This window comes from Neolewinella persica DSM 23188, assembly GCF_000373105.1.
GTDB classification, from domain to species: domain Bacteria; phylum Bacteroidota; class Bacteroidia; order Chitinophagales; family Saprospiraceae; genus Neolewinella; species Neolewinella persica.
Genome location: NZ_KB890433.1, coordinates 51,913 through 74,605 on the forward strand (window position 1 = coordinate 51,913; position 22,693 = coordinate 74,605).

Annotated in this window: 15 protein-coding genes; 4 read left to right on the top strand and 11 right to left on the bottom strand. The window is 51.2% G+C overall.

The annotated features are described in order from the left end of the window. Nucleotides 1-130 precede the first annotated feature (130 nt). Nucleotides 131-3,313 (bottom strand): AsmA-like C-terminal region-containing protein, encoded by a 3,183-nt coding sequence (locus B036_RS0113660; RefSeq protein ID WP_020569283.1) that lies wholly within the window; start codon nt 3,311-3,313, stop codon nt 131-133. Nucleotides 3,314-3,808: 495 nt separating this feature from the next. On the opposite strand from B036_RS0113660, the gene B036_RS0113665 reads away from it, so the two are divergent. After that, nucleotides 3,809-4,987: a ribonuclease D gene (locus tag B036_RS0113665; RefSeq protein WP_020569284.1), complete on the top strand. Its 1,179-nt coding sequence runs from the start codon at nt 3,809-3,811 to the stop codon at nt 4,985-4,987. Nucleotides 4,988-5,156: 169 nt separating this feature from the next. On the opposite strand, the gene B036_RS32110 is transcribed toward B036_RS0113665, so the two are convergent. After that, on the bottom strand, nt 5,157-8,249 hold the full coding sequence (locus B036_RS32110; RefSeq protein ID WP_020569285.1) for a M4 family metallopeptidase: 3,093 nt from the start codon (nt 8,247-8,249) through the stop codon (nt 5,157-5,159). A 293-nt stretch (nt 8,250-8,542) separates the two neighbouring features. Here B036_RS32110 and B036_RS0113675 point away from each other — a divergent pair, with 293 nt between their 5' ends. Together B036_RS0113675 and B036_RS0113680 are read left to right on the top strand one after the other, a co-directional pair. Next, nucleotides 8,543-9,133, top strand: coding sequence for an RNA polymerase sigma factor (locus B036_RS0113675; RefSeq protein ID WP_020569286.1), 591 nt, complete (start codon nt 8,543-8,545; stop codon nt 9,131-9,133). Further along, a complete protein-coding gene (locus B036_RS0113680) occupies nt 9,126-9,371 on the top strand; it encodes a hypothetical protein (protein ID WP_020569287.1) in 246 nt (81 codons plus the stop codon). The genes B036_RS0113675 and B036_RS0113680 overlap by 8 nt, the downstream gene beginning before the upstream one ends. A 128-nt stretch (nt 9,372-9,499) precedes the next feature. Here the strand turns inward: B036_RS0113680 and B036_RS0113685 are convergent, their stop codons facing one another. The 6 genes from B036_RS0113685 to B036_RS29345 form a co-directional block, all read right to left on the bottom strand. Further along, a complete protein-coding gene (locus tag B036_RS0113685) occupies nt 9,500-9,952 on the bottom strand; it encodes a hypothetical protein (RefSeq protein WP_157472157.1) in 453 nt (150 codons plus the stop codon). A gap of 48 nt (nt 9,953-10,000) precedes the next feature. Continuing rightward, nucleotides 10,001-11,395 (bottom strand): sigma-54-dependent Fis family transcriptional regulator, encoded by a 1,395-nt coding sequence (locus B036_RS0113690; protein ID WP_020569289.1) that lies wholly within the window; start codon nt 11,393-11,395, stop codon nt 10,001-10,003. Between the two features lie 275 nt (nt 11,396-11,670). Beyond that, entirely contained in the window at nt 11,671-13,101 is a 1,431-nt protein-coding gene (gene miaB / locus B036_RS0113695) for a tRNA (N6-isopentenyl adenosine(37)-C2)-methylthiotransferase MiaB (protein WP_020569290.1), read from the bottom strand. Between the two features lie 331 nt (nt 13,102-13,432). Next, a complete protein-coding gene (locus B036_RS0113700) occupies nt 13,433-14,551 on the bottom strand; it encodes a DUF2891 domain-containing protein (RefSeq protein WP_020569291.1) in 1,119 nt (372 codons plus the stop codon). 187 nt (nt 14,552-14,738) lie between these two features. Continuing rightward, nucleotides 14,739-16,181, bottom strand: coding sequence for a T9SS type A sorting domain-containing protein (locus tag B036_RS0113705; RefSeq protein WP_026231972.1), 1,443 nt, complete (start codon nt 16,179-16,181; stop codon nt 14,739-14,741). Nucleotides 16,182-16,259: 78 nt separating this feature from the next. After that, a complete protein-coding gene (locus tag B036_RS29345) occupies nt 16,260-18,350 on the bottom strand; it encodes a T9SS type A sorting domain-containing protein (protein WP_020569293.1) in 2,091 nt (696 codons plus the stop codon). A 365-nt stretch (nt 18,351-18,715) separates the two neighbouring features. Here B036_RS29345 and B036_RS0113715 point away from each other — a divergent pair, with 365 nt between their 5' ends. Then, on the top strand, nt 18,716-19,021 hold the full coding sequence (locus B036_RS0113715) for an NIPSNAP family protein (RefSeq protein ID WP_020569294.1): 306 nt from the start codon (nt 18,716-18,718) through the stop codon (nt 19,019-19,021). A gap of 253 nt (nt 19,022-19,274) precedes the next feature. On the opposite strand, the gene B036_RS0113720 is transcribed toward B036_RS0113715, so the two are convergent. From B036_RS0113720 to B036_RS0113730, 3 genes are all read right to left on the bottom strand, one after another. After that, a complete protein-coding gene (locus tag B036_RS0113720) occupies nt 19,275-20,030 on the bottom strand; it encodes a copper homeostasis protein CutC (RefSeq protein ID WP_020569295.1) in 756 nt (251 codons plus the stop codon). Nucleotides 20,031-20,140: 110 nt separating this feature from the next. Next, nucleotides 20,141-21,073, bottom strand: coding sequence for an isoaspartyl peptidase/L-asparaginase family protein (locus tag B036_RS29350; protein ID WP_044102701.1), 933 nt, complete (start codon nt 21,071-21,073; stop codon nt 20,141-20,143). A 277-nt stretch (nt 21,074-21,350) separates the two neighbouring features. Beyond that, entirely contained in the window at nt 21,351-22,370 is a 1,020-nt protein-coding gene (locus B036_RS0113730) for an agmatine deiminase family protein (RefSeq protein ID WP_020569298.1), read from the bottom strand. Nucleotides 22,371-22,693 lie beyond the last annotated feature (323 nt).

Genomic DNA, 22,693 nt, shown 5'->3' on the forward strand with positions numbered 1-22,693 from the left:
GATGAAATTTAATTGCCTGAATGCCCTTAATGGTTATTCTAACATTTCTTCCCTTAGTGTAGCTTCTTATTGCCCTTAGTGTCTTAGTGGTTATTTTAGACCTCGAAAGTCTGCCATTAACCCCTAAGCCCTACTTCCCTCCGCCAGGCTTTTTCTTCTTAAACGGATTAAATTTCTCCAGCTCTTCCTTGACCTTGTTCGCGCCAGGGATATTTCTCAGCAGAGAGTCGGCCCGTAGAGAATCCAGTTTAAGTCGGTTACGCAGTTCTTTCGCCGCTTCGGCTTTCAACCGGGCGGTTTCTGCGTCGAGTGCCCGACGGATGCTGTCTTGCGCCAATCGGGCCCGGTCGGTGGTTACATTCTTTAAGCTGTCAATACGACGCTGCGCGTCGTTCCGAACAGCGTCTACCCGGGTCTGAACTTCCTGCTCCGCCTGTTGGCGGCGGATATCAGCTTCTTCCTTAACCCGATCGGTAACTGCACCAACTACGGCATCCTGAATGGAGGTGGGTCCTCCATCCTTACTACCCAACAGGTTAAATTTAACCTGCGGGTCGCTGATGCTGCCCAGTAGGTTGATGTTTACGTTCAGGGTATCTCCGGGAGAGATGTTCAGGCCGAGTTTACTGGCCTGGCCGGCCAACTGATCCAATGCACTCAGGGCGGTGCCGGTGACGATGTTGCCCTTGATCTTTTCCCGGGGGATGGCGGCCCGGATGGTGTAATCCATGTCCAGGTCAAGGCCATGCTGGCCCTGAAGCCGCATCGGAATGCCGACCAGGTTAAAATTAAACGGTTCGATGTTGACCTTACCATCCTGAATCTGGAAGATGGTGGTAAGATTCTTGAACGTGGTGTTTTCCTTGAGCTCCTCGATATTGAGCGCCTGGCCAATCTTCATTACCGGCTTGAAGCCCGCAAGTCTTGCTTCGGCAGTTTTGAAGAGTCCCTTGGCGTCCAGGGTGTTCAGTTTTGGGAAAAGATCTGGTCCCAGTTTTCCTTCTACCACGAGGTCGGTACTGAATTGCCCCTGTAGAAATTTACCTACGGGAGCCAGTGCCGCAAAGCTGTTAAGGACACTGAAGGCGGATTTGAAATCCAGGGATTCCAGGTCGTAGTGGAAGCGGAACCCAGGGTCGCCGGGCTCCGAGGTATCGTAGGCACCGGCAAAGTTCATCCGGCCGCCCAGCAGGGCGGCGCTGCCGTCTTCGATGACCGCCTGCCCGCCTTGCATAACGAGTTTACCCAACACCTGATTGAGGTCGATGTTGTCGTATTTGATTCGGTCGGCGTTCAGGTTCACATTGAGGTTAATATTGTCGGGAATGGGGACAGCCGCCATGGCCTCTTCCGGGGAAGTGGCGGCAGCGGTTGCCTCCGCTGCTTCGTCGCTCATGAAATCCGCCAGGTCGATAAAGGCGGAACGGACCGACAGGTTGCCACCCAGCACGCCTTCGCCGAAGGTATAATCGAATAAATCTGTTACCGTTCCTGACCCGGAAAAGGTGCTTTGGCCAAGGGTGCCATTGGCCGTGGCAATTTCCATCCGATTCGGTTTTACGTTACCAACAGCCTTCAGGTTGGTTGGTCGGTAGCCAGCGTAGTTCAGGCTTTTGATCTCTGCGTCTACGTTGAAATCGAAGCGGTCGAAAATTTCTGAGGTGGTGGCTGTTTCTGAAGTACTGTTTTGGAGTTCTGCAGGACTTAATCCCGTAGCTGTTGCGTCTTCGGCAGGCATCCACTCATCGGCGTCGAAGTAATTTGAGCGGATGAGGAAGTCTCCCTGCATTGTCTGATCCGAAGTGAAGTAAGCCAGTGGATTATTGATCTTGCCGGTGGCCGTCAGGTCACTACGCCCAAGGGTACCATTAAAAGTATTGATGGAAACGGCCTGTGGGTTGAAGTCCGCAGCAGCATTGTTAATGCGTACGGGAGGTAAACCATCTGCAGCGTAAACAAAATCGGTGATGGAGGCAATACCGCTGAGGTTGAGGTCGCCATATCGCCCGGCATCAAGGAGACTCTGACGGACGCGTTCCATCGTGATGTCGGCAACAATGACGCCAGCCAGCTCACGAACACCTTCTAATGGGATCGCCTGGCTCCACTTGGCCAGATCGAGTTTACCGTCTATCCGGGCATCAACCTGTGGGTCACTGAGCGGAGTGGATAGTTTAAACCTGCCCCGGAAAGGGTCTCCCCCCAGGTCGAAATCGAAGCGTGGAATATCGATGACCATTTTATTGAGGTCGGCGCTTGGGCTGTTAATGGAGAGTTTCGCGTCTATACCGGTAATGCCAACCGGGCGTCCGGGATACTGGACGCTGCCGCTGGTGATGTTGGTATTGACAGTAAAAGCAGGGTAAACTTCTTTTTCTCCGTTGTACGGGCCATCCACTGTGCCGTTCAGCGTAAAATTGCCTTTTGTCTGCACCTGCTCGTAGCCCTGCGTGTAGGCGGAAGGAATCAGGCTCCAAAGCTGGCGGAAATCGTTGACCGGGGCGCTGTATTCCAGGTCGAAAATGATGTCGTCATTATCTTCAAGGTCAATGTTGCCACCAAAAACGAGACTTAGGGCATTGAGTGTTATCTCGTTGTCCTTAAAGGTATAAATGTTCTGGTTCAGGTCAATGTTGACCAGTGCGTCAGCCTTGGTCTTTACTTTATTGAGGTAAGTGACACCGGACTGTTTCAGGGTAAGCGTTTCAGCATCAGAGTGCGTGTCGAGGTCAAAGACGGTACTGGTGAAATCTCCATCTCCGGTAGTGTTCAGACCGGTTATTTCCAGGTAAGTTTCGGTTGTTTTGTCATCATAAATAAAATGACCGTTGTTGACTTCGTAGCGGGACAGGTTTATCTGTGCGGTGCCCGAGGTGGATTCTGGTGCTGGTGCATCTGATTCAGATTCGGGAACAATGAGGTAGTTGGCCAATTCAGGCGTTAGCACCTTAAGGTTGATAAATGGTTCGTCGAGTACGACTTCATCAATATTGTAGTTACCGTCTCCGCCTACCACGGACCAGAAACCTACGTCGACTCTTGCTTTTTTTGCCGTCAGGAGAGGCATGCCGGCAAAAGTGTCGATACCGATAACTTCCAGGTCGTCGATGGTTAGGGAAACATCCGGAAAGCTTTTAAGAAAGCTTAGATTGATGTCGCGAAAATCAATTTTAGCTTCTACTACACCGTTCGCGCTCGATTTGACGTTGGCCACAATTTGGTCCTTGAACAATATCGGCGCTGCCAATAAAAATCCAACACAAAGTATCAGTAATACGACGATGACAGTAAGGAAGCGTTTGATAAATTTCATAGTTGGTTGGTTTGGAGACTTATGCAATATGCTCCGGAGATGTAGAATAGTATAACAATGCACACGACTGGATATAAACGAAGCCTGTATGCCATTAATTTTAATAAAGCCTTAACGATGGCCCCAATGTTTAACAACTGTTTTGGCGGTGTGTTCTCCGGTTAGGGGTAAGTTTGATTTGGCGGGGCCGCAGGTGCAGGGAAAGGACTTTGAGCAAGGGGGGCAGTTACGGTTCTCTGCACCTGCGGCCCCGCCCGATTATTTCCTGTTTTCTTTAACCTGATAAAGAAAAGCAATGGCCAAATCAGGTTGGAGGAATTGTATTCTGACCTTCAATACCCCGCAAACACTTGGATTGCATCATCGTAAGCAACAGTACAGCTCCATCTTTGACCTGTACATCATGGCGGGTTAACGATGGCTCCGGAACATCTAAACTAATACACTTGTAGTACCCGACAATTTAGGTACCTTCGCCCTCAAATAAGCGAACCTATGAGCCAAGGTATTCCGGATTACACTTTTATTACCACTTTTGAGGGACTGGAACAATTTGCTGAAGAATGTAAAGACATCAAATGGATGGGTTTCGACACGGAATTCATCGGCGAAAAGCGCTACCATACGCTACTTTGTCTGATCCAGATCAGTTGTGAGCACGGTTACTACCTCCTGGACCCCATCGCCGTTGAAAACCTGGATCCTTTTCTCGATATTCTGGAGGATCCCAACATCGTTAAAATTACCCATGCCGGAGACAATGACTACCGGTTGCTTAACAAGCAATTTGCAGACTTTGTCCCCAAAAATGTATTCGATACCCAGGTTGCCGCCGGCTTTGTCGGGCATCGCTACCCAATGAGCTTCGCTAAACTGGTTGATGCCGAAACCGGAGACATGCTTGGGAAAGGCTCCGCAGTGACCGACTGGTCTCAGCGCCCGATGAGCCCCAAGCAGATCAAATACGCCTTGAATGACGTGATCTACCTCAAAGAGCTCTACGAAAAGATCACCGCTAAACTGGAAGCCAACGGCCGCCTGACCTGGGCCACCGAAGAGTGCAACCAAATGGCCTCACCCGATTACTATTACCGGGATCCCAACCACGAATTCCTCAACAGCAACATCGCCCGCTCCAGCCGTTTACGCGAGCGGATTTTCCTCATTCGTTTGTACGAATGGCGGCGCGATACTGCCGAACAGAAGAACTACAGCAAGGAGATGATCCTGCAGAGCAAACTGATCTCCCAGCTGGTACGAGGCGTAAAAGGAGGGCTCGATTCGATGCTCGAGAACCGTCGTTTGCCCCAAAGCACCATCAAGCGCTACGGAAAAATGTTCGTTGAGATGTACAACGAACAACCGACCGAAGAAGAGACGACTATTGCCAACAGCATTCAGCGCGGTTCCCAGGAAGAAGAGGAGGACGATATGCTCATTGAGCTGCTGTACCTGATCATGAAGTACCGCGCTAATGAGTCGGAGATCAGCCACGCCCTGGTGATGCCCCGCAACGCCATTAAGCGAATGAAGCAGGACCCTTCGACCCGCGAATCTATTCTGGGCAGCGGCTGGCGTAAGGACCTCCTCGGCCCGGATTTCGTCTCCTGGCTGAAGAATTTCGATAAGCTGAAGCTTAAGATTGAGGGGGGGAAGATTTCTTTGGAGGCTTAGGGGAGAAAGAATAACCACTAAGGCATTAAGAGACACTAAGTTCTACACTAAGAAAGTAGCGTTGGAACGAATATTGTACATGCTCAAGTAGTAAAATGTGTAGGAGCACAGTGAGCTGGGACTTTTCCTCTGTGAGGGGAGAGGGGCCGAGCTAAGGCGTACCGAGCACCTACCGAACCACCACCCTCCGAATCACCGTCCCCTTAGCCAAAGGCACCGCAATGAAGTAACTCCCCTGCGCCAAATGGCCTAGGGATATGGTTTGCGTTCCGGCAAGGTTGCTGGAGGCGGCTACCTGACGTCCCGCCATGTCGAGTACCTGAATGGGGCCGTTGATCCGGGTGGTGCCAGTCTCTACAGTAACCATGTCAGCGGTGAGGGTAGGGTAGACCAGCAGTTGGTCATCTTCCGCTACCGGACTTTCAAGGCCGGTGTTCAGATCGCGTTCGCCGTTGGCGAAGAAATACCCCCAGTGTCCACCTTCAATGAGGCCGGCGGCATTTCCGCTGGCGGATATTTTGTCTGCAGCCAACGGAATGATTGCCAGGATATCGACATCTGCATCGGTTTGGGCGTCAAAGACCAGGCGATCATCGGAAAGGCCATAATTTGGGTAGTTGACTTTTCTGTTCCGGAAAATGGTGCTACTGGCGCCAGTTTCAATATTGGCACCGATGATGCTGAAGGTGCCGGCGTCAAAGTCTACTTCCTCGTAAGCAATGATGTAAGGGGAGTTTTTGGAGAAAGTAGGGTTGCCCGTGCTGCTGCCTTCGGGCAGGTCGGTGGATAGTTTGAAAATTGCTCCGTCGCCGAAACGGGCCTGACTTGCATCCCAGGCGCGTAGAAACCCGATGTCCCAGAACTCAAGGCCATCGTCGAGCCGGCTGAGGGCATCGTACATCAGGAACTGACCACCGGGTTCCCATTCCAATGCATCGGCGTACTGCACATCTCCGGTAGAGATGCCGCTGGCGGAGGTTGGGTTGGAAAGATTAAGGAACTCACCTTGCTGCGTAACGAAGTCGAAGATGAGGATACGATTATCATTGTCCGTAGTAGTTACGGCAATCCGGTCTCCGTCTTTACTAATGGCGATGTTACGCCAAATGGTTTGTGGGTCTCCTTCGATGAAGTCTAACTCATTGGTGCCGAAATAGAAGGCGCGCAACCGCCCCTGGTCATCGACAAACACAGCGGTGCTGCCATCGTCGGTTATGCTCGGCTTACTGCCCAAGCCTACTGTAACCAACGGGTTCTCAATCAGGGTTCCGTCTTCCTGAGCGAGAAATAAGGCACTCGCTCCGGTATTCGCCAGGAGTAAAAAACGATCTCCTTCATTATCATCCAGGTCTACGGTATAATCTCCGGCCTCTCCGCCAATGCCTACGCCAGCAAAGGCGTTCTCTGCCGCAGCTACTACGTTAGCTCCGAACATCCCGGCTGCCTCCACCACCGCAAGGCGTAGATCTGCAAACCGGCTGGAACGGGTGAGGCCCTCGGTAAGTGCTTTGTAGTACACCCTTCCGGCGATATCATCGCCAACGGCGGGGTCACTACTGAAAAGATAGAACGCCCGGTTAGGAATGCCACTGTTTACGTGTACACCTCCCCGGTCACCTTCTTCGGTGTTGGGCAAGGTGACGTATTCATCCATGTGCGCGGGCTGCCAGCCTCTTTGACCGAAACGGTTAGCGCCATTGTTCGGGTTGCGCATATCACGCAACGCACCGCTCGGGAAAGCGGAGGTTACGACGTCTTCACCGACACGGTAATCGCCCGTTTCTCCTTCGATGAGGTAGCCGAAGATGTCGGCAAATGATTCGTTCATGGCTCCGGGCTGCTCTTCGTAAATCAGGTCAGCAGAGTTTTGTATCACCCCGTGAGACATTTCATGGCCGGCAACGTCCAGACCACGAGGGAGCCGTTGGAAGGCATCGACGCCATTACCATAAAAGAGTGCACGACCATTCCAGAAGGCATTATCCATTTGGGTACCATCCGTTTCATTGATGTTCATGAATGAAAGGACGTTGCCTCCTGATCCGTCGATAGAATTGCGTTGGTGCTTGTCCAGAAAGTACTGATAGGCACTACCTGCGTTGGCGTGAACGCTGGCTTCGGTCTTACTCCAGCCAGTATTATTGAGGGAAAACCGCAGACCTGGCTCAAAGTCTTCGCGCAGTGGAGTAGAGCCACCACCATCGTAGGTAAGGATGAAACCATTGAGTCGGCCGCCGGCAGTACTGAACATTGGCTTTGTTCCATCAAGAAGATAAAAAGTGTCCTGAAGCGAAAAGGTGTTGAGGGTGATGTTCCGGTCGTAAAGGTCTTGTACTACCACGGTAGCGGGACCATCCATTATTAGCGTTGCAGGGGTTGCAGTTGTTGCAGGGGGGGCAAGTGTGGCAGTTGTTGCAGCACGATGGTGGCCATCTGCAAATCCGCAGGTATGGGTGTATTCGGCAAGTACTTCGCCGGTGTGCGCGTCGAGGTAAAGACTGGTATGTTCCAGTAAATTGGGGCGTACATGAGCTTGCCACGCAAGTTTGGCTTCCGATCCGGTAGGGTAGAAGATGACCAGTTCCAGGGATAGTTGGGGACCAGAAATCCAGTCCAGTTGCTTAGGGCTCAGGTCGGTCCACTGCTCCAAAAACCTGTTTTGCACCTGCGCCCGCGCCGCTACTTCGCTAAGGTCCGGTACTGTATTGGTAAGTTGGGGCGTTGGCTGGAGGCGTCCGGTATAAAGGTCAAAACCCCCGCCATGACTATGTAGACGGGCATCAGCTGGCAGCACTGGAATGCCGGCATAAACTTGCGCTATCCTGAGGTGCTTATAACCTTGTGCATCAACGATTTCGTCGGTAATTTTTAGCTCCAGGTACGGATCTTCAATACCCAGATCTGCACTGACAGCGGCCAGATAGGCCTGGGCGTCTTCCTTGTCGGGTCGGGCATCTGGGAGGTTCGTTGGGCGACCGCGGAGTGCATAAACCTGGCCATTATCCGGGTCCGTACTAATCTTAACTCCCGGTGTACCTGTTCTGTTAATCGGGCGGATGTTTGCGGGATTCAGGCGCGGCCGCAGGTGCGAAAGATGGGTGGCAGGAGCAATGGCCGGCGTACGTCGAAGGCTGAAGTCCAGCGCATCCGGGTCGACCTCAGCAGGTATTGCCGGCTTCTGCAGGACTTGTTTGAAGGGCTGCTGTGCAGATAAACTGAAAGAAGCAAATAAGGTGGCAATTAAAAAGGAGAATCGTAACATGTAGATGACTTAACGCTTGTACGAACTTATTTGGAAAAATGACCCCTGACCTGGAGTGGACAATTTTAAAGTCTGATCTATAGTCAGTTAAAGGACCTACAACGGGTTATTAGTTCACTTTTACCGGATGCAGAGCAGATAGGCAACTGAGGGTTACAGGTCGGGAATGGAATCCTAAATAAGCCCTAAAGCACGAAAGGTACGGCATGTTGCCCTACCGCCTCAAAGAAATGACCATATCTTTGTCCAATCAAACAGGTTTATTCTTTATTAATCTCTTAGCAACGTAAGGCATGTTTTCAGAAAATGGAAGATCATCAAAGGAGATCAATAGTGGCCTGTCGGATGAAGAATTAGTGGCTAGTATACAGGGAGGTAAGGGGCACTTATTCAGCGAATTATACGAGCGTTATGCCACCAAGGTTTTTTACAGATGCCTGGGTGTCGTCAAAGACAAGAATTTAGCACAGGACCTTGCACACGATGTTTTCGTCAAGGTTTTCTCGAACCTGAGCAAGTATAGGGCAACATCGGACTTTTCCTTTTGGATCAACGCCATTACCTATAACCACTGCATCTCCTACTTGAGGAGTGCTAAGCGATTACGTTTTGAAGCAATCGATGAAACGAATAACCAGGAAGATGATGGTGATATCTTACTACATGAAAAACTGGTTCGGGAGTTACAGATCTCTCAATTGGACCGATTATTAAAAAAGTTGAAGCCGGAAGAGGAAGTTATCCTGATGATGCGTTATCAAGATGGGATGCAGGTTCGCCAAATCGCTACCATTCTTGGGATCGGGGAAAGCGCGGTTAAAATGCGACTCAAACGTGGACGACAGCGCCTTGCTGAGCTGTACAAAACCATCAGTTATGAATGATCGGAAAGAGTTGATTTCTCTATTAGAATATAAATTTCAACGTCTTGCCAGCCAGCGAAAGGCTGCGCTTGATCTGCCGGACGAACTTGGTGAAGGCATTTTAGAAGCACTCGAAGAAGTGGAAGACAATGACGATTTAACGCTCAACCATGGAGAAGATGTAACGCTTCCTTCCGGTTTTATTGACTTCATGAATGAGTCTTCTGCTGAACCTCCCGTTCAAAAAAATAAAAAATAGCACGGTAGGTGACGAATGCCTGAAACAGAGTCTATTAATTGCAACTACCAATTACATTGGTCAGATTTCTATTAAGGTTTTGAACTAAGTGTTGGGGACAATTCTGGCAGACCGGAGTTGTCCCTTTCCTATTTGGGTGTTTTTGCCTTACTCGTTCCCGCTTCGCGCATGGCCCTTACGGTACCCATCAGCTCCTGAAAGCAATGTCCTGCAGCTTCGCTTGGGGCATTTTTCGGACCAGACCACTGTAACCGCTGAATGTTGCCACCAGAATGGAGGGTCAACAGGGTATTCATGTTGCCAGGCTTATTTTTTGGGCCAGCAAAATCAACGCTGGCCAACTCCGCTTTCAGAGCCGCCAACCCTTCCTTTTTCATTTTGCCAATTGTTTCTAATTCTCCCGTCGCCTGGTTGTCGAAAAGGATGCGGCCGTTTTTCATTAACAGGATGTATTCCCTAATTTCTCCGGTGATGCCGCCGGCATTTCCGAAGTGGAGACGCTCTTCCGGGAGCTTATCTATGGTATATTTTTGGCAGCTGGTCAGCAGTAGTAATGGAACGAGGTAAGTGAGGAGGCGCAAGGTGAAAATGGTAATGGTTAGGTCGCAAGGTAGGATTTCAAAAGGCAACTACTCCATCACGTCATATTCTTTAATCTTCCGGTACAAAGTCCGCTCACTGATGCCAAGCTCGGCAGCGGCTTCTTTCCGGCGCCCTTTGTGCTTACGCAGGGCTTTACGGATGAGCTCTTTTTCAGCGTTGGCGAGGCTGAGGTCTTCGTCCACTACTTCACTTTCATCGTAGGAACGTTGCATACGGGAATCCACGATGATGGGGTCCACGTTACCAGTTGACGGGTGATAGACCTGCTGACCTCCATTGCTCACTGGTCTGCCTCCTGCACCTGCGTACCCGCCCCCTGAAGAAGCTGAGGTGGAAGTAATGTCCAGGTCGCGCAAGTCATAAGCTTCGGTCGCAATATTGCCGGCATCTGCTGCAAACCGGTTGATCTCTTCTGCCGCTGCAGGGTAATTGCCTGGCAAGGACAACGACTGTACCCTCGCTACATCCCGGACCCTGAGATCGTTACTTCTGATCAGGTCCGCAATCAGGTTCTTGAGTTGTGTCATGTCCTCCTTCATGTCGAAGAGGACTTTGTATAAAATTTCCCGCTCTTGAAAGCTGTTGCCGGATCCTTCCCCGAGGTCTTGCTGACGAATGGCCGGAAGGTTTCGTTTCATCAACTGTGGCATCAACTCTGCCAGGTCAACGGCTGTCAGGTCCCGCTTTTCAGAGAGTATGCTCAGGCGCTCAGCAGCATTTTTCAGTTCACGGATATTACCTGGCCAGGCGTAATTCTCCAAGAGCCATCGGGCTTCTTCATCAAGCTGGATTGGCTCGATACTTTGCTTCTCCGCAAAGTTGTTGGCAAAATAGCGGAATAGGAGGTAAATGTCCTCAGACCGTTCCCTTAAACTCGGCATCTCTATCGGCACCGTACTTAACCGGAAATACAGGTCCTCCCGAAATTTCCCGTCGCGTACCCGCTCCATCAGCTTGCGATTGGTCGCTGCAACGACGCGTACATCTGTTTTCTGGACCTTATTTGAGCCCATCCGAATGAAATCTCCGTTCTCCAGTACCCGTAAGAGAAAAGTTTGGGTCTGAAGGGGCATTTCTCCGATTTCATCCAGGAAGATGGTCCCACCGTCCAGGGTTTCAAAATACCCCTTTCTGGCACCGTCAGAGCTGGTGTAGGCACCTTTGACGTGGCCAAACAGTTCAGAATTAATGGTGCCCTCTGGCAACGCACCGCAGTTAATGGCAATAAAGCCCTGGTGCTTCCGGGCACTGTTGTCGTGGATAATCCGACTGATGACCTCTTTGCCCACGCCGGATTCTCCGGTAATGAGTACGGATAGATCCGAGGGGGCAACCCGTAAAGCTGTGTTAAGTGCATTCTCCAGGGCTGGAGAGCGACCTACGATACCGTATCGGCGTTTTATGGAGTCAATATTAGCCATAGAGTTTGAGACAAGAGGTTAGAGAAGAGACAAGAGTCAAGACCCGATTATTATGTTGGTGGGTTACTTTTTCTTCTACGTAATTGATCCTGAAAAGCCATTAGCATTTTTTGCACTTCGTTAATGGTGGCAACTGCATCGTCCATGCCCTTGGACCAGACTTTCAAGTTTTTAAAATTATGTCTTCTTGCCATTACTTTTGGGGTGGATAACTGGTAGAACGAAAATCGTGAGGTAAAGCGATCAATCAAAGACTCTTCTCCTCTCGCCTCTTCTTATCTTTCTCCAAATAAGGTGGCACTCGTAGAGTCTATGATTTTCACCGTAACATAATCCCCTGGCTTTTCACCTTCCCGCTTAGGGAAAACGACCATCCGGTTTTGAGTAGTTCGCCCTTTCCAGTCCTGGTCAGACTTCTTGGAATCACCTTCAATCAAGACTTTAAAGGTCTTACCGACTTCGCCTGCATTCAACTCCCGGCTGATATCGGTCTGCAGTTCGATGATTTCCGTGAGGCGGCGTTTTTTTACTTCCAGTGGAACGTCATCTTCCAGTTTACGTGCTGCGGGTGTACCTGGTCGCTCGCTGTAGAAGAACATATAGCTCATACTGTACCGGGCATAGTTAACCATGCTTAAGGTTTCCGCATGATCCTCTTCCGTCTCCGTGCAGAAGCCGGTTATGATGTCGGAGCTAATGGCACAGTCCGGCATGATCTCATAGATGCGGTCTACTTTCTCTTTGTACCATTCCCTGGTATAGGTACGGTTCATCAGATCCAGAATGCGGGTGTTGCCCGACTGTACGGGAAGGTGGATGTATTTACAGACGTTCTCGTTGTCACGCATAGCGTAGAGGACGTCGTCGGTGATGTCTTTGGGGTGGCTGGTGCTGAAACGGATGCGCAACTTAGGATCGACACCAGCGGTCATGGTCAGTAATTCTGCGAAGTTGACAACTGCACCGCTTTCGGGGTTTTCCCATTTGTAGCTGTCCACGTTTTGACCAAGCAGGGTTACTTCCCGGAAACCTTTGTCGAACAGATCAGTAGCTTCCGCGATGATGCTGAAGGCAGAGCGGCTACGCTCCCGCCCACGGGTGTAGGGTACCACACAGAACGAGCACATGTTATCACAACCCCGCATAATGCTGATAAAGGCGGTAACGCCGTTGGATTGCAGGCGGACAGGGCTGATGTCAGCGTAAGTTTCTTCCCGGCTGAGAAAGACATTGACGCCTTTCTCTCCTTCTTCTGCACCGGCAACGAGCCCGGGCAGGTCCCGGTAAGCATCCGGGCCAACTACAATGTCTACCAGTTTTTCCTCATCGAGGAATTTAGCCTTCAATCGCTCGGCCATACAGCCAAGCACACCGACCATGGTACCGGGATGGCGTTGTTTAACCTTGTCGAAAACCCTGAGTCGCTTACGTACGGTATCCTCCGCTTTTTCACGGATGGAGCAGGTATTGATCAGAATCAGATCAGCAGTCTCCATTTCACGGGTAGGACCATAACCAGCTTCTCCGAGAATGGATGCCACGATTTCAGAGTCACTGAAGTTCATCTGGCAACCGTAGCTCTCGATGTAATACCGTTTTTCACCCGGTTGTTTCGGCGTGAATTCAGTACCAAAAACCTGGCCTTGGGCCGACTCATCAATAGTCTTGGCATTAAGGTCCTTTAGGGTAGGATTGTCATTGTACATAGGGTAGCCCGTTGAAACGGCAAAGGTACGATGCTCGGGGTGACAAATTGGCAGACTTGGCTATGTTTTTTGAGGAAGAGGCTGTAAGGAACCACTAAGGCAATGAGGTACTTGGTACTACACTAAGCAAGAGGTTGTTGTAGCAAGCATTAAGGGATTAGGGTTTGTCGGTTAGAACTTTAAGCTAGCCGACAGGTTTCAGCACACTACTGGACATTTTTGGTTTGCAACCTCACCACTCCGCCCTCTACGGTGCGTATCGCCTAAGGCTCAACGGAGAGGGAGCCAAAAATGTCCAGTAGTGTGGGGGTTTTCCTAATTTCACGATTTCCTAATTCTCCAATTCACTCAAAGCGTAAATGGCAAAGGACCCCAGCCAATGCCCGCCTTCATAGCTGTCACCAACCAGGTTTGGTAAGGAGTAGTTGGTATGTTGGTTGGCGAGGTTCTTTAGGTGGCCGTATTGGGAAGGGTACTGTTGGGCTAATCCGTACAGGACCCAGGCGCGACTAAAGTTGAGTCCGTCGAGGTGAACGAGTTTGCCGTCGGATCGGTCAGATACTTCACCAACGGGCAGCGTGTAATCCGACTTGGTAATCGCGGGTAGGAAATCGGTTAGCCAGGGATGAAAGTCATTAGCTGGAAGAATTCGGCGCATGATGTCGATTTCCTCCAGGCAGGGACTGAGGAAATCGTAGCCACCGGGCTCCCAGGAAATTGGGCAGTCCTGATCGTTAAGGTAAAACCGACGCGCAGTACGGTCGATCTCCGCTAGGAATGTAGCATCATCAGTGGCCTCGGCGTAGTCGTAGGCGAAGGTGAGTCCAAAGGCGGTATTGGGATGTTCCCCGGTGCGAATCGCATAATTTAGCCGGGGTAAAAAGTCGAGGTAGCGGGCAACGATCAGCTCAGAAAGTGGGCGGAGGTTTGCGCGTAATTCCTTTGCGATCGGGTCTTCCCAACGCAGTAATTCCTCGTCGAGTTTCAATATCCATGCCCAGCCGTAGGTACGTTCGTAGCTCTTATTGTGGGTGCCGTTGAAGTAGGCAACCTCTGCGTTGATATTGTCTGCTGAGAGGTTGGTTTGCAGCATTTTTCGGGCCTGCTCTGCGCGCTTTAGGTTGGGGAATTTACGCAGTAGGGCAACTAAAGACCAATGACCATGGACGGCGCTGTGCCAGTCGAAACACCCATAAAATGCCGGATGTAACGTACTGGGTTCTCCCAAATCTTCCTTACTGCCGATCGTCTGACCTAACTTATTTGGGTACTCATGCTGAATACAGGCCAGTGGTAAATCTGCCAGCCGATCAGCTTGCGCCAACGTCAGTTCAGGAGTAGGGTAGGTCATGGCGGAAGGATTGGTAGCGCTTGTTTCATTCTCAGGCGCGGACGCAGGTTCCGTGCAAGTGGTAAGGAGCAGGGGGAGGGCAAACAGCAGGTATCTCATGGGGGGAAGTTACGTAGACTGTTTCAGATAGCCCCAAAGCTAAGCCTGGGGTTCCGATGACTGACTCGCCGACCCGCAGGATCAAACGAACCTCTCGCACAGAACCTTCCCCTGCACCTGCGACCCCGCAAAAAAGGCCCCACGACCAAAAGGAAGTGAGAGCACCCAAAATGTACAAAATAGACCATTAGTGTTTGATGATGCTTCGGCTTAGCTGGGTGCCATCCCGATCAGTCAGCAGCAGATAGTAAGTACCAGAAGGCTGATCATGCAGCGAAATACGTGTTCGTTTACTACGGATTTCCGCACTTTGCAACTGGACTTCCTGCCCGAGCGAATTGAACATCCGAGTACGGACCAAACCACCCGGAATGCTATTGATAGGAAGCTCTAACCACACCTCGTTCGTGGTGGGGTTGGGGTAGAGGAGCAATTCCTTCCCCCAGACTGCCGCCCGGATTCCGGTTGTGAAAATGTCTGGCAACCCACAAGGAGAGTTCGCCATCGTATCGGGTAGTTCACCTAGAGCGATGTAATCAATGTAAAGCTCATTCCCAGGGAAGTTGTTATTGTCCCGGTCTAGGTAAATCCAGAGGTCTATCAGGTTCGTTGGGTCAAAGCCCGCCAGGGCGTCTCCGGTGAAAACGTAAATCAGGTTACTCCATCCATTAAGGTCACCCTGAACGTACTGCGTCTGGGTCGCAGTTCTGAAGTTGACGGATCCATCTCCAGACCGGAGCAAAACGGAAATCGGCACAACTTCCGCTGCACGCGCCCGAAGGAAGACCGTCACAATACCTTCAATATTCGTAATGGAAACCCCGTTAGCATTGACCGGATCAATCACGATCGGCCGGAAAGCCTGGTAAGGAGCACCCATTGTATCCGTTACCGAGACGCTCAATTCCTCACAATCAGTGACGCCCAGGGTCAGCTTCCTAATTTCTGCTCCTCCAAGTATGTTTGTTGAGGAAGTAGCCGTAAACTGTTCGATGAAATTAGCTGGTACCTCCTCCTGGCTGCAGTCTGAATTCAGTGCAGCGTCTGGTGTTGCCCCGACTACGATGTGGTCGATGTCGAGGAAGTTACCCGCAAAATTTTCTACCCCTCGGTCCAGATAGACCCACATGTCCACGAAATCCGCGGGCACGAAACCATCCAGGTCTCCGGCTTCCCAGGTCAGCATAAATTCGGTCCATTCCGTCAGTCCTCCAGGAACGTCAATATCCTTGCGCAAGGTACGTTCTGCAATTGTCCCGCCTCCGGAGCGGAAAAGCACGCTTATGTTGATACCCTCTACGGATCGGACCCGCATGGTAAGGTTGAGGTTACCGGTCAGGTCAGTGATCTCTACGCCATTTACGTCGAAAGGATTGAACTGGATGGCATTGAAGGGAGGCAAGGGATCCCCCGTCGGATCGGTTACGGAGATGTTCAAAGACTCACATTCGGTGTCCTGTAGAAAGGTGAGCCGACTTCCTGCTGCATTGGTCTGGCTAATGTTGCCAGGAACGGTGTCACCCACGAAATACTCAAAGTAGGAAGGAGCTACTTGCCCTGAAAGCGGTGGGACAATAATCGCTGGTAGTAAAAGTATGAAAAGGGCAGATAGGTGTTTTTTTGTTGACATATCAACTTGTTTTTTTAGTGTTTACAGGAGCTTGAAGGGCTTGTAATGTCTAGCCAGACAGGAAAAATAATGGTCGTGCTATTGCTTGATCACTCGAGAAGAAAGGATTTCTCCATTATTGGTTTCTATTCGCAATAGGTATAGGCCTGGAGACCAATCAGCGCTATTTATCCGGAGGCTGTTAATGGTATCAGTCACTAATCTGCCTTCTACATTATAGACCTGGACTCTGCTGATCCGCTGTTCGGATTGGATGGTGAGTAGATCCCCAACGGGGTTAGGCAGCACGATGAGGTCCTCTTGTCTGGCTTCTCGGACGTTATCGACAAAGTCCACTGTCAGCTGATTAGAGAAAGGAGAGGGACAAGAAGCCCCAAGGGCAAAGACCCTGTACCTCAGGGTATTCCCAATGGCTTCCACATTTTCATGGTAGTATTCCGACGTATTGGCGGGTAGGTTGGCTACAATTGTAAACTCGTTTTCTCCTTCCTGGTAGGCAGCTACGGCATAGCCGGTTTCCCTGCTGGCAATGTCCGTCCAGGCCAAATCTACTCCACCGGCGCGCCGGCTTGCAGCGGTCAATACGGGCGCATCCGGGCCAATCCCCTTGGTCAGTCGCTCGGCCAGTTGGGCGTCGTAGAGCGATGGAATCGCGAGGTCCTGACCGGTCAACTCAATGTATCCGGCTGGTTTTGGGAAAGGACCTGTTCCCGTCACATTGCCGAAGCAACCAATGGCGAAATTCTGCCGTCCGGGAGGTCGTTGTACGGAGAGCGTCCTGTCGTTAGGCATCCGTACATTCCAGGCGACACTATTGGTCAAAGACCAACCGTGGCCCGTCCCAAAGTCTCCCCGATTATACAGGCCCATTAAACGACTTGTTTGAGGATCCTGGAAGGTGAGCTGGTCAAACAGAAGGCCCTGACTCCAGCGCCGGTGGCCCTCCGAGCTGTTCAGGTCCCCAGTTGTAATACTGTTATGAAAAACGATGCCAGCGGCACTGCTTGTCCCATTGGATACAAAGGAGTGTCGGCCGTTACTGGCCGTACAGCCGGTAAACAGAATATTGCTGGTGAACCGGCTTACATTAAAATTATACCGGCGTGAACCAGTAACCATAGAGTGAGGCTCGAGGGCATTACAGCCCGTAACCGTAACCCGGCTGGCGGCCGTCATATCTACCAGGGCATAGCCAAAGTGGAGTGCTGTTACGCCCCGTACCCATGCGTCTTCGACGCCTGCCAGGAGAATCCCCGTCCAGGCATGATTTTCATCTTCTACTCCGCTGGTTTCAATGACAATTCGTAAGCTTTCTACCCCAACTTCACGGAGCGTATTGGGCTCGTTGAGGACATAAATTTCGGCCTGCGCCAGCGAGCGCCGGAAGTGATCGTAGATCGGGGCATCCAAAGTGATTTTTTGCTCCGGGATGTTGACATCCGTGATGTACCTGTTGTAGTAAATATCGATTTCACCCGGTGCCCAGCGTGAATCACCACCGGTGGAACCGAACTCTACGGTTCTCAGCCAATCATTGGTGCTAGGGTGGTAAACAATAACATTGTCTCCTACATTGTACAGCTCTGCTGCGGCAACCTCCAGGGAGCGGGAACCTGCGGGAAGGAATTCACTGGTTACTTGTTCACGGGTGCCAGGAACTTCCCCGTTCCAATCGGGCGAACTGCTTTTGCCCACCCTGATGAGGTCCCGTTGTTCGGGGGTGTTGCCCGTTCCCCGAATGATGGTGTTGGTAGCGGGGTCTTCCCCATTTCCTACGCCACGAAGCACCACCCCGGAGGCTTCAATGCGCAGGACACCACTTACCGGGTAGGTGCCGGCACCAAGGACGACTGCCCCCCGGATACCGTCTGCCGAAGGCGTAAGGGCTTCTACCTGGTTGATGGCAGCTTGTATATGTGCGGTATTATCACCGGCTACCGGATCGATGGTAAGCGCAGCAGCAATTTCCGGAATAGCAACGCCTCCATTGCGGTAACCAGCATAACTGAAATTAGCAATATGATTGCTGTTGTCGTCCGAAACATACCGCAGGCAACCGTCAGCATCCTCATAAAGAATGGTGGAATTGACCTGTGCCTGAAGGATGGTCTGGACTGGAAGTAAAAGCAGTAGGAGCAGATATGTAAATCTGATGGAGGAATTGGTCATAAGACTTTGTGCAATTAGTGGCTGTGGGACGTAGAATTTAGGCTCTAAAGTTACCGTGTGCAATTGACATGGTTAAAGGAAAATGCAAGGAATTTATAATTCCGCTACCGTGGCTTCCGTAAAGTCAGAAAATTAGGCGCGGCCGCAGGTGCAGTGCAAGTACTAGGAGAGCAGAATGGGAGACTGGCGACCAGGGGAATCTGAAGTTTGGCTCCCCCTCTTTCCAGCCCCAATGGGGAGGGCTCTTGAAAATTAATATGAAGGGTTGAGTATGCAATTGTCCTTAGCTAAGGGAGGTATTTTATCGCTACGAAATATGTTCAGCGTAATTTGTCGGATCTCCTAACCTTAAAAATAAACTAAGTATGGTCACCTGCTACGTACGCTACATTATCGATCCTTATCAACTGACCGAGTTCGAACACTACGCTAAGTTGTGGATTCCCTTGGTTAATAAATTTGGTGGCACTCATCATGGCTATTTCCTTCCATACGAAGGGGCCAATAACGTGGCATCCTGCCTTTTTAGCTTTGCGTCTTTAGCGGCTTATGAGCGCTATCGGACGGACAGTATGCAGGATGAAGCATGCCTCGCTGCTTACGATTACGCCGTAAGAACCCGCTGTATTGTAAGCTATGAACGCCTGTTTATGCGCCCGGTATTCGAGTAGTCAGGCCCCAAAAAAGCCTTCTGCTAGCAAAAGCAGAAGGCAAAAAAGTATTGTTCAAAGTGTATATAATTCTTACCTGACAGACTACTGGGCAGGTTTTCAGGTTTGTAAACTTGTAATTTTTATCGGGGACATAGTGCTGTAAGACTAAAGGGCAGCCTCGTGGTGTTGTGTCTCCGACTCACCTACGGTGAAACGTCTTCGCTGGTTTTACGATCAGCAAAAAAAATGTACCTACACGTAAAATTACTGGTTAAGCCTGTCTTGCGGCCATTACGAAACGGCGCACTTCGGCTTCACTGGTTACCTGACGTTCATATTCTGGCAAGCCGGGAATCCCCATATAAACTGCCGGGTTTTGGTGCTGCATTCGGCTGGTTAGGGTCCCGAAGGCAGTAGCGTGAAACTCCGTCACGCCAGTTTGAGCAATGACCTCCGCCACATTTTCCGGAAAAATACCACAACCGGGAAGGATGCCGATTCGGCCTGCCGCCTGTTCCACCAGTCGCCTGAGTTGTTTGGTTCCTTGTGGCACCGTCGCGGCTTGTCCAGAGGTCAGTATCCGGTCCACACCCAGTTCAATGAGGGTTTCCAGTGCGGTAAAGGGATCAAGACAAACATCAAACGCCCGGTGGAAGCAAACGGAGAGTTCTTTCCCTGCTTCTTCCACCAGTCTTTGCACCTGCGTCCGCGCCACCGTACCATCCTGTTTCAACATTCCGAACACCACGCCAGTAACGCCGATGCCGTGCAAATTTCGAATATCTTGCACCATCACGTCCAGCTCCCGATCAGTATAATCAAAGTCTCCGCCCCTGGGCCTTATCATGACCATTATGTCGATATCAACGGCATCCCGGCAAGCCTTCACGGTGCCCAGGCTTGGGGTAATGCCCCCTTCTACCAGCGCCGCACACAGTTCCACCCGGTCGGCACCACCCCGTTCGGCGGCAACTGCCCCGTCAACGGATTGGAGGCAAACTTCAAATTTTGGATTAGCAGAAGTCATTTTGTCAAGTTGTCAAGTTGTCGAGTTGTTGAGTTGTCCGGGTGTCGGGTTGTCTCGTTATCAAGTGGTCGGGCGATGAGGTGACAACCCGACACCCGGACAACTCGATCTTACTGCTTTGGTGCTTCAATCTTAAACTCCGGTACCAACATTTCGTTAGCGACAGCTTCGGTTTGTAAGGCGTAATCGAATCCCGACTGAATACAGTAGCTGCCGGTTTGACCGGCCTTGTTCAGGGCAATGAAACCGACCTGGATCTCCTTCCAGTCGGGGTTTTTACTGATCACCCGCTCTACCGCTAACCGGCAGGCGTCTGTAGGTGAATACCCTTGACGCATAAATTCAACGACTAAAAAGCAACCACAGGCACGAATCACTGCCTCGCCCCATCCGGTCGCAGTGGCGCCGCCAATTTCATTGTCGACGTACAGACCTGCGCCAATCAGCGGAGAGTCTCCCACCCGGCCGTGGTACTTAAATGACGCACCGCTGGTGGTACATGCACCGGCCAGGTCTCCGTTTTTATCAAGCGTCAGCAATCCGATGGTGTCATGGTTTTCTACATTGATGGGCGGGCGGTAATCCGGGTTTCTTGTCTTCCAGTTTTCCAGCGCTTTGCGGCTGAAGTCGGTCATCAGGTCAGTTTCTTTCATACCCTGGCTGAGGGCGAAATCCTTAGCTCCCTGCCCGACGATCATAACGTGCGGTGTTTTTTCCATCACCATGCGTGCCAGGCTGATGGGGTGGAGAATGTCCTGTACTGCCGCGACACTGCCGCAGTCTCCTGCGGAGTTCATGATGCAGGCGTCGAGGGTGATTATCCCGTCCCGGTCCGGGTAGGAGCCAATGCCTACGGTATGGACTTCCGGATCAGCCTCTGTAACCATCACGCCTTGCTCCGCGGCGTCTAGCGCTGTACCTCCTGCTGACAAAATCTCCCACGCTTTTGCGTTGGCCATCATGCCGTGCTGCCAGGTAGAAATGACTACGGGGCGGATAGGAACGACGGTTGGTGTGGTTGTTTCTGTGCAGGCGGTTAACAACGGCGCGGCTGCAACAGCGGCAGGTAGGGTCCGAAGGAAAGATCTGCGGTTAGTTAAGGTTGAAATGGGAGCGTTATTTTATCGTGTTAGTGATTTGACTTACTGCAAAATGAGGCAAATGATTCGAAAATCGAACCACCTAAAAGTATAATAAATTTCTTGATCTGTGTTACCCGATACTAATGCTTCCAAATGAGATAGATTGGTTGCTCAGTTCTCATGCTGAATTGACAAGCTTACGGATTAACTCATCAACTCAAGTGCTGGTGACCCAGCCCTAAGCGGGTATTTGCATTGTAAGGCAATGCAGCGATCCATGCTGCTCAATGAACGGCCGGCAATCAACCGGAACGACCTTATACTTACCGTAGGATTCCATGATGCTGATCGCATTGGCGTCGGCAAGTCTGCCCGGAGAGCCAGCGGGGGCCGATGAAAAATAGGTGGGAAGAAACAGGGTGCCGTTGCTGATCAGGAAATTGGCGTAGGTTGCAGGTAGGCGGTGACCGTCGGCGGCAAATATGGCCGGCGGCAGTGGCAATGCAATTAGTTTGAATGGCTTATGGTGGCGCGTGTAGATGAAACGCAGATCTTTGCGCATTTCCTGCAAGGATTCAAAGTGTTCGTCTGTCGGATCATCACAGGAAACATAAGCGATGGTCCGCTCGTCGAGCAAACGCGCCAGCGTGTCTACGTGTGCGTCAGTATCGTCCCCGACAAGTTCTCCGTCTGTGAGCCAGAAGACATCAGTTTTTTTGCCAAAATATTTACGCAAAATCTGTGAGGCAGCCTCCGGGTTCCGCCAGTCGTTGCGCCCTTCACTCAGCAAACAGGTCGTCGTTGTGAGCATGGTGCCGAAGCCGTCTGATTCAATGGAGCCTCCCTCCAGTACTAAATCTACCCGCTGGTAGCCATGGTTGGGGAAGAGGGTCTTTTGTAACTGCTTGGGGATCTCATTGTCCGCCGTCGCTTCAAATTTTCCACCCCAGCCATTGAAGGTAAAATCCAGCATGATGTGCTTACCGTCTTTATCGATTACCGTGATCGGGCCGTAGTCCCGTATCCAGCAATCATCAGTTGGCAGGCTGATTTTTTTTCCCTGGTAAACTTCAGCATAGTTGTCGAAATGTTCCCGATCACTTACGATCAGCAGTACTGGGGTTACTTCGTTGACAGCATTGGCCGCAGCAATCATTGCAGCCGAAGCAGCATGAAGGTTCTCTCCCCAGTCTCCAGCGGTGCGGGGAAAGGTAAAGATGACCAGGCGTTGGGGTTCCCATTCGGCGGGTAGACGCATTGTTCAGGGGTTACTGGGTTCGCTATGCTCAGGTTGCAGGGTTCGCTACGCTCAGGTTGCAGGGGTTGCAGGGTTCGCTGCGCTCAGGTTGCAGGGGTTGCAGGTCGCTGCGCTCAGGTTGCAGGGGGTGCAGGTCGCTGCGCTCAGGATGCAGGGGTTGCAGGTCGCTGCGTACAGGTTGCAGGGGTTGCAGGGTTCGCTACGCTCAGGTTGCAAGGGTTGCAGGTCGCTACGCTCAGGTTGCAGGAGGCACGATGTCTTGCAACTTCTGCAACCTGAGCGAAGCGACCCTGCAACCTGAGCGAAGCGCCCCCTGCAACCTG